The sequence below is a fragment of the Paenibacillus catalpae genome (assembly GCF_900112695.1).
Classification (GTDB): Bacteria; Bacillota; Bacilli; order Paenibacillales; family Paenibacillaceae; genus Pristimantibacillus; species Pristimantibacillus catalpae.
The window spans coordinates 519,950-535,761 of sequence record NZ_FOMT01000005.1 but is presented as its reverse complement, the minus strand read 5'-3'; the positions used below and the strand labels follow the sequence as shown (position 1 = coordinate 535,761).

Below are 15,812 nucleotides of genomic sequence, written 5' to 3'. Positions count from 1 at the left end.
GCTCCCTTCTACTCTTTCATCCCGGAAGTTGCCATCGTCTGGATGACACTGCTCTGGGATAGGATGAAGAGCGTGATTGGAACGACCATCAGAATAAGTGCAACAGCCGCACCAACGCCAGCCCTGGCAATGCCCCCTAGCGCTATTTGCCCTAATGCATAGTGGAGGGTCTTCAGGTTTTCGCTGTATATAAAGTTGCCTCCGTCAGAACCCCACAGCATAGGGAATTGCAGAATCATAAGGGTGAGCCAGGCCGGCTTTACGTTCGGCATGACGATTTGCCAATAGATCCGGTACTCGCTGGCTCCGTCAATCTTGGCAGCTTCGACCAACGCGTCCGGAATCTGTTCCATGAACTGCTTCATTAGGAATAGTCCAAGCGGGAAAGCAAGAGATGGAATAATGATCGATAAATGCGTATTAATCCAGCCAAGCCATGACATCATCATATAGTTCGGGATGGCCGTAACCGTACCGGAAAACATAAGCGACAGAACGACTGTCGAGAAAATAATCTGAGAACCCGGAAATTTGTGCTTCGCTAGCGGATAGGCTGCTGCCGACGCGAGAAGGATATGCCCAAACGTTCCTACTAGCGTAATAACAAGCGTATTCGCAACATAGCGCGACAGCGGAACCCAGGAATTGCCCATTAACGCGAACAAGTCGAAGAAGTTATCCAGCGTCGGATTATTAACCATAATTCGCGGCGGGAAGATAAACAGCTCATCAAGCGGTTTGAACGCATTGTTGACCGCATAAATAAGCGGTATGGCCATAAACAAGCCGAATACGGCAAGGAGCAGGAATAATAAAAAACTGACGGTAAAGGAGCGGTTAAGCTTTCTCTGAATTCGGAAAACCGCTGTCCAGCTGTTCAACGTTACTCACCGACCTTTCTAAGCAGCTTCTGGGTCAGCTTGTTGGCACCCACCATGATCAGGAATAGAACGGTAGCAATGGCGGATGCATAGCCCATCTCGAAGCGGATCGTGCCATAATCCATCAGATGCGTGACGATCGTATGCGCCGCGTAGTTAACGCTCGGGAAGCCCGCCAGGGCAATGGAAACGTCCGCAACGGCGAAAGACGCCGTAATTTGAAGGACTGCGCCGAATAACAGCTGCGGCCTCATCGATGGAAGCGTAATGAACCACAGCTCCTGCCACCGGTTGCGGATCCCGTCTACCGTGCCGGCTTCTACCAGGGACCGATCAATGGTCTGAAGCCCCGCGATAAAGGCAAGGAAGCTGGTACCGAGGCTCAGCCATAACTGAACGATAATAACGATGGTCAGAATATATTGCTCATTTGTCAGCCATTGGATCGGCTCTAGAATAAAGCCAAATTTGATCAGGAAGCCATTCAAGTAACCATACCTGTCTCCGGAAAATACGATCAGCCATATAAAATACACATTCCCTGAAATCGATGGCGCATAAAAAATCAAAGTCATAATAGCCCGGATCTTCGGAGACAGCTCATTTATAATCCAGGCAAACAGGAAGCAGGCTAAGTAGCTGATTGGTCCCGTAATAACGGCGAACATGAATGTATTTCGAAGAGCAACCATAAAGACATCATCATTAAGAAACAGCCTGGAATAATTATCCCATCCAACGAACCTTGGAAATTCCAGCATATTGAAATAGAAGAAGCTGAGACAGATCGAGAATACAACCGGAATGATCGTAAACAGGGTGAAAATAATCATGTACGGGCTCATCAAGATATAATAGTGCTTGTTTCTTTTTATCTCTTTAAACGTCTGCGCCAATCTGGATACCTTGACCGGCTGTTGCCGGATGAGATCGGGTGCAGGCACAGGTACGGATACGGTTTGACTCGTTTCAGGCATCGGATATCACCCCCAAGCTAGTTCGGTAATTTAAATTCTTTTCGCTTAATCGCGATTTCGTCATTGATATACAAGAGATAATCCGATAACGCCTCGCGAGGATTCTCATTGCCGTTGACGACTTTGCGGAAGGCATTGTCCAGATGGCGACCCGTGAAATATCCGCCTGGAACCTGAGGGATCCCCTCTACCCATTGCCACTGGCTTTCAAGATTCTGATAATCCTTAACCGGCCAAGGCAGCTCCTCAAGCGCTTCGATATTAGCCGTCGGATAACGAGCGGCCTCCCCGAGCAGTCCTTCCATCTCGCGGCCATAAGCAATTTGCGTCTCCTTGCTGGTCCACCATTTCATGAACTCCCATGACGCATCCTTATCCTTGGCATTCTCCAGCATCATCACCGCGGTGGTGTGGCTGGCCACTTCATGATTCACCGTGCCGTCAGACTTTTCCGTCCCCGGCACCATCGTAAAGTCCCATAACCCCTTAATCTCGGGCGCCATTACCGTCAAGTTGTTATAAGTCGTATAATCCGCGATCCCGATCGGCATCTCTCCGGTACGGAACCGGTTCGGGAAATCCGCCATCAGCGGGAACTTATAGTTGGTATAGAACTGCGTCCATTTCTTAAAGACCTCCATCGAGATATCCGAATCGAGTGCACTCTTCTTGTCATCGTTCGTATAGAACTTTCCGTCGTTCTGATAGAGAAGCATCGAGAACGTAGCATTCGGAATGAGATTCGCATTGTTCGCTACCGTGTCAATCGGCAGATAAAACTCCATGTTATGCTTCTGAAGCACCGAGATCATGTTGTACACATCCTGCCAGGTTGTCGGCGGCGTTAATCCGATTTCCGCCAAAACGTCTTTCCGGTAGAACAGCATCGGGAAGGTCTGCTGCTCCGGTAAAGCATACGCCCCATTGCTGTACTCATAAGGAACCAATGCGCTTTCGTTGAACCTGGAGGCAACTTCCTTGAAGTCAGGGAATGCGGACAAATCCGCCGCCGCTTTCCGCATCGCATAGTTGACCGGTACATCTTCCCCAATCTGCATGGCAACATCAGGCCCCTCATCAGCCAGCGTCGCGGGAAGCAGAATATTAGCCGGAACAAGCCTCAGCTTCACGGATATATTCGACTCCGGCGTGAAGCTCTCGTCGATCAGACTCTTTAATACTTGTGCCTGATCCCGGCCGGTCGTAATCCATACCGTGATAGACTTGTCGCTTTGCTTTGTATTGCCGATGCTGTCGTAGTCCTCCGTGTAAGACGCAACCAGTCCTCCAAGCTCATGCTTAACCTTTTGAAATAAGGTTGCGCTTGCCCGCGGAAGCTTGGCTTCAGGCGAAGATACGATTAAATAGTCCAGCGTAAGCGGCTGTACTCTTACGTTCAGTATCCAAGTACCTAGTCCGCCGACATTGGTCTTGAAAGCGGTCAGCCGTTTAGCAACCGTTTCAGGCTTTGCAGCCATTTCTTCAAGCTGATTCACCATCGTATGAAGAACGGCTACTTTATCGCTTTGCTCACCTGTCGATTGTTCGAGATAATCGGCAACGCTTTTTATCGTAGCGGCCTGCGTCTTGAACACCTCTGTCATCTCCGGAATCCGCTTCTCCAGCTGGTAATCACGGTACGGATCAGGCGAATTGGAGGTTATGATCAGAATCTTTCTGTATATCTCGTTAAGCTGCAGGACGCTTGATTCAATCGTCTGGAGCAGCGGTGCGATCTCGCCCAAGGATACGGACAGACGGAGCTTATGCTTGCCTTTGGTCAAATGGAATAAATAGGGCTCATCCCCGCCCATGACGTCCATCTTCCAGTCCATACCGAAATCAAACGGAATCTGCTTCATTTCTTTAAACGGATATTCCCCGTCAATCATCAGACTGCGCGTGCTGTATACACCGCGAAGCTGATCCTGTTTTCTTTTTAATGCGATTTGATATAATCCGTCCTCTTGTACATCCACTTCCCACTCCAGCCACTGCCCCGGCAGCTTCCAGTTCACGCCGCCGATTGCGTTAATCCTGATTTTCGACACATCGTACGGAATAACGGAAGGACTTGATTTGTCAGACAATGGATATAGTGTCGGAGACGATTTAAGAACCGCGTCCTCCGCCTGAATCATCATATATTGATCCTTGGCGGGCTTTAAGCCTTCCGCTTCATAATCCTTTTTCAGATCCTCATAGGACTTGACGGTCTGATCCTGATAAAGCTCAATATAATCGATAGCCATCGGCTCCCGTGAAGCCGTCAGCGTAAGCTTCTGTGTCCCTTTGTCAAAGTGGAACAAATAAGGCTCTTCATAATAGCCCTCACTATCCATGAATGGTTTAAGCTGCCAAGCCGGCTTCTCGATCTGCCTCGGGCGAAGATCATTGCCACGGTCATCTCTATGAATCTCGGCATCGCGGTTACCCCATAGCCGGTCAAACAACAGATCTTCAGCCCCCGTAAACGGTTGTTGTCCATTGATAGAGAGCTTGCGTTCAATAGCAGAACTTTTGCCTTCAATCGGGTAATAATGAATCCGGAGATTATAGAGTCCAGCTTTCTCAACGGGAACATTCCAGCTGATCGAGCCGGCATCCGGCGTCATGACGGCTTTTCCGTCCAGCCCCTCCGGATGATCGGCCACCTCAAACCCTTCTCCAACGGTATCAGCGAAGCTTTCGCCTTCTATGCGGATGACGTGTGAGGGTCTGTCATCGGCGGAGTAGCTTTTCAAATACTCGTTATAGCCGCCTTTATCATCGGAGTCTGTAACCGCCTGAAATCCGCCCATTGCCTGAGCGCGTCCATTATTGGGCTGACCCGAAGGGTAGAAAGCCCATATGGACAAAAAAAATACAAGTAGAACCAGTGTGGCAATTCCGTAGCGCTTTTTGTTGCTCAACTTTTCTCCCCTCCTGCGGCAAGAGATTACACTTTAGCAACAGTCCCCATTGTGATGGTTCAAATGGGGACTGTCGGCACCAGCTTCAATTGTTATTTTTTGTAAACCTCATCGATAGCTGCTTGAGCCTGCGCTTTATACGTGTCGATCACGGTAGATACTGAATTGCCCGACGTCAGTTCGCCGATCATTTCGTAGTAAGGGAATTTCGGGAACGTGCCGCTGTCAAGAACCAGCATTCCTGCGCCTGCATCGCGGGCGTTTTGGATATCATTTTCATCCGTGAAGTTGCTTTCAAGTGATGCTTGGTCGGCATAGTCGTAGATCGAATCGATATCGTTGATTTTTTCCCAGATGTATATCAGCTGATCCGGATTCTCGACGCTCTTCGGAATGGTCAGAGCCTGGAATGCCGCTTCCGAGGAATGGTAAGCCGTAGCGCTAGGACCTTTCGGGAATGGCACAAAGCCGATATCGTAGTCCTTCATATCCGTTTTCAGGCCGCCGATCTCATACATTGCTCCGGCATACATAAGCGTATTGCCTTGACGGAAGAATTGGCCTGGTTCCGTCCAGTCTCCGCCTTCCGTCGGGCGGCCCACTTTCTCGGTTGCCAGCTTGGAGAGGAAGTTGAACACCTCAACGGTTTTTGGATCATCCAGATTTTGCTTGTCGCCATTAGTCAGGCTCGTTTCATTCGAGACGAGGGCAGGATCCATAAACCCTGCAGACGCAAGTCCCCATGTATCCAGCTTACCGTCATTATTCGTATCCTTGTTCGCGTCTTTAGCCACTTGAGTGAAAGTATCCCAGTTCCAGTTGTCCTCGGTCACATAATCTTGAGGAGACTTGATGCCAAGCTTGTTAAGAAGAGTACGGTTATAGAAAATGCCGGTAATCAGGTTGCCTTGACCCTCGGAGAAGGCGTAACCGCGGCCATTATACGACATGAATTCGGTAGCCTTCGGATTAAATACTTTTGTGTTTTTCGTGTATTCGTCAACCGGCCATAACAGATCCTGCTGTACCAGGGCCGGAATGGTGTAGTTTTTGCCCAATCTCACAATATCGCCAAGCGGTTCGCCTGCAAGGAGGGATGCGACAACTTTTTGCTGGTATTCGCCATAGTCTACCGCTACGAATTCCATCTTGAAGTTATGCTTCTTCTCAAGCTCCTCCAGGTTCTTCTTCCGTTCGATATTGTCCGGATTGTCTTCACCGATCGTCATATCCCACCAGGATACAACCTTGATCGTTCTGCCGCCCATGTCGAAATCCATCTCCGGAGAAGAAGTATCCTCTTCGGTGCTGCCGGCATTATTCGACGCTGCGGCATTATTAGAGGCTGCTGCATTATTGCTTGCAGTCGCATCCGCATTGTTGCCGTTGCCATTGCCGCTTCCATTGCCGTTGTTGCCGCTGCCGCCGCTGCATGCCGATAATGAAGCAGCCAGCATCAAAGTCGAAAGCATCATAACCGTCCTTCTTACTCTCACATTGGTCCCCCCTAAATTGGTTTACAGGGAAAAGTGTAGCGCTTACATTTCTGACCAACAACCTGCCTGTAAATAGGTCAATGACCTGTCAATTTATAGGTTTCGAGGAATAACGCGGATTGTCAGCCAGCTATTAAGCCAAGAGGTAAACAAATGGATGATGGATAAAGAAATGCACATTGTCACCCGCCCGAGTAATGAACAATAATAAAAACCATAATCCGTCAGAGACAATCCTACAGAAAGTGAGGTTCAGCTTTATGTATAAAGCATTACTTGTTTATCCCGACAATATATCGAGAGAAGAAACCAGATTGATGCTTCCATGGGAGCAGCATGGCTTCCGGCTTCATGCCTATGCGGATTCTCTCTCTGACGCTCAAGCACTTCTCCGCACACAGTTGTTCGACCTCATTCTTATAGATCTTAAACCTTCGCAGGCTATTGGCATGCAGATCTGTGAACAGCTCCGCGAACAAAGCCGAGCCTCTATTATTCTTTTGGGAGGCAGTCATGATTTCCAGCTGCTGAGAAAAGCGATGGCTTTGCAAGTAAGCGATTACATTGCGGATCCGGTACAACCCGAGGATTTGGCCGCCAGCCTGTGCAAGGTAAAGAAAGAGCTCGACGTTCAGCCTGTTCACTCCAAGCGGTTTAACTTAAGTTACGAAAGTAAAAAAAGTCAGAATCCGTCCATCATTGATCTTGTCAAGCAATACGTTCAGGAACAAATGCACGAGAACATTACCTTGAAAAAGATCTCAAGCATGCTGCATTTCAACTGCGCCTATCTTGGTCAGAAATTCAAAGACCAGGAAAACATGTCGTTCAACGAATATCTTCTTCAACAGCGAATGGAGAAGGCTAAGGTCCTGCTGGAGAAAACAGATATGAGGATCTATGAGATAGCAAATGAAGTAGGATACACGGAAATTGACTGGTTCTATAAGAAGTTCAAGGAGTACACCGGCGCGAGCGCCAATGAGTACCGCAAGCAAAGTACGGTTTATGCATAATGAATGTATACGAATTGTCATTTCCGTAAGCGCTTGCAAATGCAAAGAAACCGGCTAAAACCTGAGGACTTATGCTTAAGTCCCGGACTTTAACCGGTTTTTTTCATAGACCTCGTCTCGTTGAAGCCAGAACGAAAAAGCTTTCCAGATTAATGGAAAGCTTTTTTCGTACTGACCATCTACTTTGTTCCTGACAGCTTCAGTAGTCCAAAGCCGGAAGTGTTCGTGTAAGATAGACCGGAACGGTCATTCCAGATCGCCACACTGTCACGGTCCCCATCGCCGTCTTCATCGTTGTTCACCTGAACATCAAAGCCAATGATGTCTCCGGCTGCCGGAGGTGTGCCGTTCCATATAATAGAGGCCTCTACGAGATAACCGTTAGCCGTACGTTTTACTGCGGATACCAGATTTCCGCTTAGAGAGCCCGGATTCACGCTTTGCTCATTGTCGAAGTTAATCCGGTATTGTCCATCATCCGCCTGATAGCTGGCAGTTGCGGCTTGGTTCTGATCGACAAATATTTCAACCGAATCCTGCTCCCATACATTTGGACTTTGCTTGGAAAGCAGCGAATCCGTCACTTCCGCAAGTACGTATAAACGTCCAGCATCCCACAGCGTTCTAACCATTGCTTTTGCCCCGTTTGTCCCTTGCACCCAGCGGTCTGTCGTCATTATGTTTGCCTTGCTCCAAAGGGAATCGATATTGCCGTCTACAACAGGCGAGCCCATAGGAGCTTCCGTATATTGAGGACCTTCGATTAAGGTTACTACGCCATATTTGGACGTATCGGTATCTTGCGAACCCGTTCTGTCGTTCCAGGAGGTTCTCGTTACCGTGCTGCCCGCCTTATCGACAATGCGAACATCAAATCCAAGCTTGTTATTCAGCGATAAACCATCAACCGGAATGGCCGCTTCGATCCGGTAACCGTCTGCAAGCTTAACCGCTTTGTATTCAGCAGGCTTACCCGGATTTGCGCCGCTCCGGCGGAACGTATATTTCTTGTCGTCCGCTTCGTATGTCGTTGTTTTACCGTTATTGCCGTCTATAAATACTTCTACAGCATCATTTCCGTTCGTGCTTGTATCCGATACATCCACTGTAATATAAAGACGGCCTGCATCCCATAACGTCTTGAATTTTGCGACAGATGCCCCTTCGTTCAGTATGGAAACGGCTGAAGACCTGCTCCATGCATCCTCCAGCTTGCCATCAATAGCCGCGCTCGCATTAGCCGCCGTTGTATTCTGAATCTCTACCGGAAGCTTGCTTGGATCTACTAATGCCCAATAGGCATATTTCGCCTGCAGCCGTTCGTCGAACAGCAAAGGCCAGTTATTGCGGTCGACCGGGAAAGTGCGCAGCCAAGTATTCAGATCATCCTTGCCCCAGAAAATAACGGCGGTCAGCTGATCTGCGTGCTTTCTGAATACATCGAAAATTTCCTTATACCGCTTCGCCTGTTTCACTTGAAGCTCCAGAGGGAATGTCTCGTAAGCATCATTGTCGTTGGTATAGACGCTCATATCCAGCTCTGTTACTTGCTGCTCAATGTTCAAATCCGTGAAAGCCTGAATCATGTCGTCAAGCTCTTGAACCTGCGGATACTCAATGCCAATATGCGTCTGATGACCAACGCCGTCAACAGGAATGCCTTTATCCTTGAGACGCTTGATTAAGTCATGCAGATCCTGCCGCTTCTCCGTCATATTCGTATTGTAGTCATTGATATACAGCTTCGCATTTGGATCTGCTTCATGAGCGTATTCGAATGCCTTCTCAATAAATTCTTCTCCCGCGATCTTATACCATAAGCTGTTGCGGAGACCGCCCGGCTGATTGTCACCCGGCTCAAGCACCTCATTTACAACATCCCAGGCATAGATTTTGCCTTTGTAACGGCCAACGACAGTTTCGATATGACGCTTCATCCTTGCAAACAGCAGCTCCTTGCTTGCAAGGTTTCCATTCTCATCGTAGAACACCCAATTCGGGGTTTGAGAATGCCAGATCAACGTGTGACCGCGCATCGCAATACCGTTCTCCACCGCAAAATCGACAATCTTGTCCGAGCGCGTGAAGTTGAACTGTCCCTCCTGCGGCTCCGTAGCATCCCATTTCAGCTCGTTTCCGGCAGTCAAGCTGTTAAAATGCTTTTTCACCAACTGCGCATCCGGCCCATTCGGATCTTCGATTTCATTAACCAATACCGCTGTTCCCAGCTTGAAATCATCGGCAAAGACATCCTTCAGGGATGGAATATCCTGCTGAATCACAATGGGTTCAGGATCGGGAAGCTGTTCAATGGAAAAATCATCTACATAGAAGTCCAGCGTTGGGCTCGCGGATGCTTCAAAATAGACGGAAAGACTTTGGATCGGCTGCTTCAATTGATATTGGCCGCTAAATTTCACCCATCCGTCTGCTGTTACATTTCCGGAAGCAACCCCTTCATAATTCGTTGTTCCGTCCGTCGTACGCTGAACCGTCATCGATACCGATGAGGCCGCTGTGCCCGCCGGAAGCTTGACCCAGGCGGTAAGCGCATAGGTTTTCCCTTCCGTCATCATCGAAGTCACATCGAGCTGCGGGCCATTCCAGCCTTGCGATCTTCCCGTTACCTGAAGACCGTACACCCCATTGTGGGCAGCCTGCTCCGAAGCGGTCAGCACTTCATTGCCTCCGCGGCCATGCCAGCCTTGAACCGTGCCGTCCTCAAAGTCCGTTGCCAATTTCACTGGACTTGCTTCCGCTTCTGCCTTTTTCGGCAGTACGCCAAGCGATAATGACGCCAACGTCAGAGCGATGGCCAGCACGCCGGAAAGAGAGCGCTTCAAACCTTGTTTCTTCATCCATACACCTTACCTTTCGCTTGTCTTGTATATTCCATTAAACCGCCCCTTGCGGGGTGGATTATGGCGTCATTTGCTGCGGATAAAGGATGATGCGCCCTTCCTCCATCTCAACTCGTACCTTATTGCTGTCCTTGAAGCCTTCTGCATCCAGATAGCCTGCGGGAATCTGGAGACGTCCTGCCTTGTCGAGGACCGCATATTCGATATGGCTTTGCTGCTCGGTTAGCAAATGCTCGGCATCCAGCCGTGCCAGCTCGTCGGCATACGATTCTCTGCGGATCATCTCCGCAGAAGTTTTGCCGTCCCGAATCTGCACGACCCGGTCGACCTTGCGGGCCAGCAGCGGGTCATGCGTAACGATCACAACGGTAATGCCAAGCGACTGATTGAGGTTCCGAAACAGATCCAGCACCTGATCAGAGGTCTTTGTGTCCAGCGAGCCGGTTGGTTCGTCCGCAAGGAGCAGCTTAGGCTCATTGGCCAAGGCGATGGCAATGGCCACCCGCTGCTGCTCGCCTCCGGACAGCTCGCTTAGCTTGTTTTTCAGGCGATGACCAAGTCCAACCGCTTCCAGCAGCTCGATTGCACGCGCTCTGCGCCGCCTTCCCTTCAAGAGTACGGGCAGCTCTACGTTTTCCAGAGCCGTTAGATAGGGAATGAGGTTGCGGGCATTGTTCTGCCATACAAAACCAACTGTCTCTCGCTTATACTTCACAAGCTCCTTCTCGCCAAACGCGAGCAAATCCTTACCGTCAACAAACAGCTTGCCTGCCGACGGCTTATCCAGTCCGCCCAGCATATTCAGCAATGTCGACTTCCCGCTTCCGGAATTACCGATGATCGCCATGAGCTCACCGTCTTCCACTTGCATATCCAGCCCTTGCAAAGCAACCACCTCGAGATCGGCGGTTTTGTAGATTTTGACAAGTTCCTCGCATCTGATCACGGTTTATTCCTCCCCCAGCTTCAGCGCCTGTGCAATCCGCGTCCGGGACAGCCGGTAGCCAAGTATGAGCAGACCAATTGTGAGAGTAAGGCCTACGATACCGTAAAGCTGCAAATAATCACTGAGCTTATAGACAATCTCGAATGGCGGGACCTGCTCCGCGGTTGCAAATGACATTTCGAACAACGGGACAAACAGCTCACTGATCATGTTGCCGATTAGCACGCCGATTATGACCGCTGCGCCGGAAGTAAGAAGCTGCTCGCTGAGCAGCATTCCGATAATTTGCGGGAATGGAATTCCCATTGCCCGCAAAACCCCATATTGCAGCGTTCGGCCGGATAAAGCGAGCACCCAGAACAACAGAAAGCCAAAGAAGCTGATCAGCATGGAAATTACAAAGCCCAGCGTCATGACACCGTTAATTGCCAAACGGAACGGATCATTTTTGGAAGCAATCAGCTCCTGCTTCGCATCTTGGAGTCCGGTCACATTGATTTTTGCTGCGTTCAGCTGATCATAGATGGACTGGCTCGTAACGCCGCCCTTAAGCTTGAGCCATACTTCATAAGGCTCAACGGCCAGCCTGTTCTGAATGGTGCTCAGATTGCCGACGATCAAATTTGGCTTTGTGACCTTCTCCTCGCCATCGGCTGCAGCAGGCAGTGGATTCCAGCCCGGCCAATAATCAATAATGCCGTAGACGGTGAACAATGCTTCATCCAGTCCGTCCCAATAAAGGTTTATCGGATCTCCGGGCTTTACCTTCGCGGCGTCGGCAAGCGATCGCGAGATTAGAACGGCCTTCGGATTGGTTGCCATAAGATTCAAATAGCTGTTGATTGGATAATCGAGAAGACCGTCCTTCATCCAGGCGGTTTGACCGAAATCCATCGTATCGATACCAACCAGCGTGGCTGCGCCGTTTGTTTTTTTCGAGCTGCCTGCGCTGAATCTGGCCCCTTCCTTCCGGAATACCTTGGCAGATGCTTCAACGCCGCTCAGCTCCTGGAAAGGCTGGAATGGCGGCTCCGTATATTGCACCCGCTTATCACCGGAGCTTTGCGAGGTCTGTGTCTGCGGCTCGGCCCCTTGCATACTTGGCGGAGGAGCGTCGCTTTCCCATCGGGTAGTCAAAGTCATATCCGCGCCAATGTTATATTGGATTTTGCTTTCCATATTATCGTTGATGGTCCGGGCCGCGTTGGCACTAAACAATCCGGTCGATACCGTCAGAACCAAAAATACTTTGATCGTCAGATACTGGCCTGACGAACGGCTGATTTGTATAAGCGTGTTGTATAGCGCCGGCGGCCACCACTTACGCCCTGCCCAGTAAACAAGCCGAATAAACCATGGATAGATTCTTAGCACCAGCAGTCCGGCTCCCAGCGCAAATAGCGCGGGCATCAGAAACAGCAGCGGATCCACCTGCAGGGCATCCGAATCCAAGGCCAGACGCTTCAAATCCTCCTGCCGGTTATTGAAATTGTAAAGCAGATACAGAGCCAGACCGACAAGCACAATATCGATGCCCGTCTTGTGCCAGAAGGACATCCTGGTCAGTCTTGCCGCCTGCTGCTTATGATTCACGATCGACACGCGGGTCGCCAGAAACGCCGGGATAAGGATAAGCACGATCGCTCCAGCTACAGCCGCTGCTGCTATCTTGTAAGCATTGCTCGTCAAGCTGACCTCGAGAGCGGAGCGCTGCACAAATTCAAGAAATCCGCCCGATGCACCCAGTACTTTCGTGAAGGTAACGCCAAGAAAAGGACCAACCGCAAGCGCGCTTATTCCAAGCATCATGCTTTCCAGCGTATAAGCCGTCATAATCTGCAGCCGGCTGGCTCCTCGGCTTCGAAGCACGGATATTTCCGTTTTTTGCCTCTCAATGACGAGATTTGCCGCCATAAACAAATAGAAAGCAAGCATGAGCATCACCGGAGAATACAGAGACAGCATCATCACATCAAGCTTCTCTTGCTTGCCCTGATAGGAGGCTATCGTTTCGTTCGCGGGAATATTAACCTCGGCTGATCCAAGCCGTCCGCGGAAATAACTTCGGATCCCGCGATTGGCTTCAGTAAATGCCTCAATATTTTTAATGCTTATCTGTTTGTAGTCCAGCGCATAACGCCATTCCAGGTCGGATACTCTTACCTTGCCGCCCTTCGCAATAAATTCGCGTTCGAATTGCTGGAAGGGGATAAGAAAGCCGTCAGGCTCCTCCGTCGCCAGAAAAGGAAGATACGGATCTGCTGCCGGATCGGTATCGATAATCCCAACCGGGATGACCCGGAACAAATGCTTATCCGCCGTCTCTGCCAGAAGCTCTTCCCCTAAATCGCGTTTAACGGAATTTAGAAACTTTTGCGTCACAACTGCTTCAAACAAGCCGTCCGTGTGGTCAACCGGCATTCGGCCGTCAATCAGACGAACCCTCTTTTCCATATCGGACAGCGATTTGAAGCCTCCCGTTGTCTTTTGCGTCTTCTTCTCCTGCTCTGATGCGTCCGCTCCGTACACCTTCATCTTTTGGGTGAAACGCTGCTGATAATACGACAGCGCCTCCAGTCCCATCCGCTCGGGAATCAACTGAATGTACCGGTCCGCGCGTCCAATCGCCTCAACCGTTTTCTGATCCATCTTGGTCGATGAAACCGATGTGCTGACCCGCACATAACCGGGATATACGGAGTTCTTGCTCTGGACCAGTTGAAGCTCCTTCTGCAAGGTCCTCTCGAGAATGGCATCCGAATAAAGCGGCATGGAGCTGAATAGAGCCACGCATACGGTCAGACCAAACCATAAATTCAGCTGAAGCCATTTGTTATTAGCCATCTTGCGGAGAATCATTGTCCATAATGCCATGCGTACACCTCATTCTTGCGCCCTGTCATCAGGCTTCGTTGTACCGTCAATTGTTCAGAATGACCTTCTGTCCTTCTTCAAGCCCCTTAACGATCTCCACCTCGGTTGGGGTTGTTAATCCAACCTCAACATCCACTTCTTTTTTGCGCTCGCCGTCTGCAACCTGTACATAGGATCGTCCCATATAAGATCGGATTGCTTTACGCGGCAGCACGATGGCATTTTCCCGTTTCTGAAGTTCAATGATCATATCGGCGCTATGTCCGATTTGAATGCCTTCGGGTGGATTATCGATCCCCATAACAATGGTTACGGCAGTGCTGTTCGCCTTTGCCTGATCCGTGCTGACGGGAGCGTTAGATGGAGACTGCAGCACTTTGCCGGTATAGTCCTTTCCCTTGTACTTCAGACTGACGGGCATCCCTGCCTCCACGCCTAGCACATCCTTGGCATCCGAAGCCGCATATGTCAATTGCATGCTTGAGGGGTCGGCCACCGTAACGATGGTTTGATAGGCATTCACGCGGTCGCCGGTTTTAATGGAATCAACGAAGATAATCGTTCCAGAAATTGGTGAGAACAGCTGTGATTTGTGAAGCCTGCTCTCCATCGCTTGGAGCGACAGCTGCTCCCGCTCGAGATCAATTTCTTTCAAACGCTTGTCTGTCCCGGACGCCCCGTCTCGGACCGCCTCGCTGTACAGTAACTGCACGCGCTCTACATTCAGCTTTTGAAGGCGCACCTGCAGCTCCAGATCATCCGTCTCAAGCTCGGCCAGTAGATCACCTGCCTTCACCTTCTGACCAAGAGTAACGTTAATGGATTTTATCTGACCGCCAGACTCCGTAAAAGAGAGCGTCTTCACATTCGATGAAATGAAAGTTGCCGTCCCCTTTAGCGAGGTCTGTATGCTGCCGCGGGTCACTTCAACAAGATCCAGCTTTTCTTGTACCGGTTGAATTAGCGGAGGCTGCAGCACCGCTTCCTCATGGGGAAGAAGAGAACAGCCGGACAGGGTTAATGCAGTAATGACAAAGACAGCCGCCCGCTTCGCTATCTTCCTAGATAAGAGGCTTGTGATTCGTTGTTTCGGATACAATTTTCCCATCCTCCAATGCAATAACATGATCGACGAGCTCCATAATACCCGGGTCATGCGTAGTAAGCAGAATCGTCATTCCGGAACGGTTAACCAGATCCCTGAATACCCGCATCACCTGCAAGCCCATTCGGCTGTCTAATTCCGCAGTCGGCTCGTCTGCGATCAGAAGCGCAGGTTCATGCGCAATGGCACGCGCAATGGCCACCCGCTGCTGCTCTCCTCCTGACAACTCCATCGGACGATGCTTCATCCGCTCCCGCATGCCTACCCGTTCAAGCGCCCGTTCTGCAGCTTCCCGGTTCCCTTTCACCGGTGCTCCTGCAATCCGGAGTCCAAACTCCACATTCTCATAAGCAGACATAAGCGGGATCAGTCCAAACGACTGGAAGACAAGTCCGATCTCCTTGCGGCGCAGAGCGTTCCTCTCTTTGGCCGGTAATCCGGTAATTTCCTTCCCCCGAAAAAAAACCTGACCCTCTGTGGGCTCATCGAGCGCGCATAAAATATTTAACAAGGTTGTTTTGCCGGAGCCCGAACGCCCTTTCAGCGCCACCATGGAGCCGGCTGGAATATCGAGGCGGATATCCGACAGAGCCGTAACTCCGGCATTCCCTTTCCCGAATACCCGCTTTATATCTGTTGCCTTTAGCAGTGTTTCTCCGCTTGTTTCTGTCTGTTCTGCCTGCATGGCCGGCATGATTCTTCCCCTTTCCCTATTACAGCCGCTATTTCTTCCTTCTTTCAAAA

At 50.1% G+C, this 15,812-nt stretch carries 10 protein-coding genes; 1 reads left to right on the top strand and 9 read right to left on the bottom strand.

From position 1 onward, the window contains the following. Window positions 1-8: 8 nt before the first annotated feature. The 4 genes from BM200_RS23870 to BM200_RS23855 form a co-directional block, all read right to left on the bottom strand. Window positions 9-881 carry a carbohydrate ABC transporter permease gene (locus BM200_RS23870; RefSeq protein ID WP_091189150.1) on the bottom strand — a complete coding sequence of 291 codons (873 nt, stop codon included), beginning with the start codon at window positions 879-881 and terminating at the stop codon, window positions 9-11. 2 nt (window positions 882-883) lie between these two features. Beyond that, window positions 884-1,858, bottom strand: a complete 975-nt coding sequence (locus tag BM200_RS23865; RefSeq protein ID WP_245773131.1) for a carbohydrate ABC transporter permease — start codon at window positions 1,856-1,858, stop codon at window positions 884-886. Between the two features lie 17 nt (window positions 1,859-1,875). Then, window positions 1,876-4,770, bottom strand: a complete 2,895-nt coding sequence (locus BM200_RS23860; protein ID WP_175532991.1) for an extracellular solute-binding protein — start codon at window positions 4,768-4,770, stop codon at window positions 1,876-1,878. Window positions 4,771-4,862: 92 nt separating this feature from the next. Next, window positions 4,863-6,266, bottom strand: a complete 1,404-nt coding sequence (locus tag BM200_RS23855; RefSeq protein ID WP_175532990.1) for an extracellular solute-binding protein — start codon at window positions 6,264-6,266, stop codon at window positions 4,863-4,865. A 260-nt stretch (window positions 6,267-6,526) separates the two neighbouring features. Between BM200_RS23855 and BM200_RS23850 the strand changes: the two genes are divergently transcribed. Further along, a complete protein-coding gene (locus tag BM200_RS23850; RefSeq protein ID WP_091189148.1) occupies window positions 6,527-7,282 on the top strand; it encodes a response regulator transcription factor in 756 nt (251 codons plus the stop codon). A 179-nt stretch (window positions 7,283-7,461) separates the two neighbouring features. Here the strand turns inward: BM200_RS23850 and BM200_RS23845 are convergent, their stop codons facing one another. From BM200_RS23845 to BM200_RS23825, 5 genes are all read right to left on the bottom strand, one after another. Then, on the bottom strand, window positions 7,462-10,140 hold the full coding sequence (locus tag BM200_RS23845; RefSeq protein ID WP_091189147.1) for an endo-1,4-beta-xylanase: 2,679 nt from the start codon (window positions 10,138-10,140) through the stop codon (window positions 7,462-7,464). Between the two features lie 61 nt (window positions 10,141-10,201). Beyond that, the gene (locus BM200_RS23840) at window positions 10,202-11,089 is read right to left on the bottom strand and encodes an ABC transporter ATP-binding protein (RefSeq protein ID WP_091189146.1); all 888 of its coding nucleotides are present in this window, start codon (window positions 11,087-11,089) and stop codon (window positions 10,202-10,204) included. Window positions 11,090-11,092: 3 nt separating this feature from the next. Next, window positions 11,093-13,963: an ABC transporter permease gene (locus BM200_RS23835; RefSeq protein WP_091189145.1), complete on the bottom strand. Its 2,871-nt coding sequence runs from the start codon at window positions 13,961-13,963 to the stop codon at window positions 11,093-11,095. Between the two features lie 46 nt (window positions 13,964-14,009). Then, on the bottom strand, window positions 14,010-15,071 hold the full coding sequence (locus tag BM200_RS23830; RefSeq protein ID WP_245773130.1) for an efflux RND transporter periplasmic adaptor subunit: 1,062 nt from the start codon (window positions 15,069-15,071) through the stop codon (window positions 14,010-14,012). Next, the gene (locus BM200_RS23825; RefSeq protein ID WP_175532989.1) at window positions 15,025-15,762 is read right to left on the bottom strand and encodes an ABC transporter ATP-binding protein; all 738 of its coding nucleotides are present in this window, start codon (window positions 15,760-15,762) and stop codon (window positions 15,025-15,027) included. The genes BM200_RS23830 and BM200_RS23825 overlap by 47 nt, the downstream gene beginning before the upstream one ends. Window positions 15,763-15,812 lie beyond the last annotated feature (50 nt).

Coding starts and splice junctions, on each gene's coding strand:
- BM200_RS23865 (WP_245773131.1), bottom strand. CDS start 1,858: ATGCCTGAAACGAGTCAAACCGTATCCGTACCTGTGCCTGCACCCGAT.
- BM200_RS23850 (WP_091189148.1), top strand. CDS start 6,527: ATGTATAAAGCATTACTTGTTTATCCCGACAATATATCGAGAGAAGAA.
- BM200_RS23845 (WP_091189147.1), bottom strand. CDS start 10,140: ATGAAGAAACAAGGTTTGAAGCGCTCTCTTTCCGGCGTGCTGGCCATC.
- BM200_RS23835 (WP_091189145.1), bottom strand. CDS start 13,963: ATGGCATTATGGACAATGATTCTCCGCAAGATGGCTAATAACAAATGG.
- BM200_RS23830 (WP_245773130.1), bottom strand. CDS start 15,071: ATGGGAAAATTGTATCCGAAACAACGAATCACAAGCCTCTTATCTAGG.
- BM200_RS23825 (WP_175532989.1), bottom strand. CDS start 15,762: ATGCCGGCCATGCAGGCAGAACAGACAGAAACAAGCGGAGAAACACTG.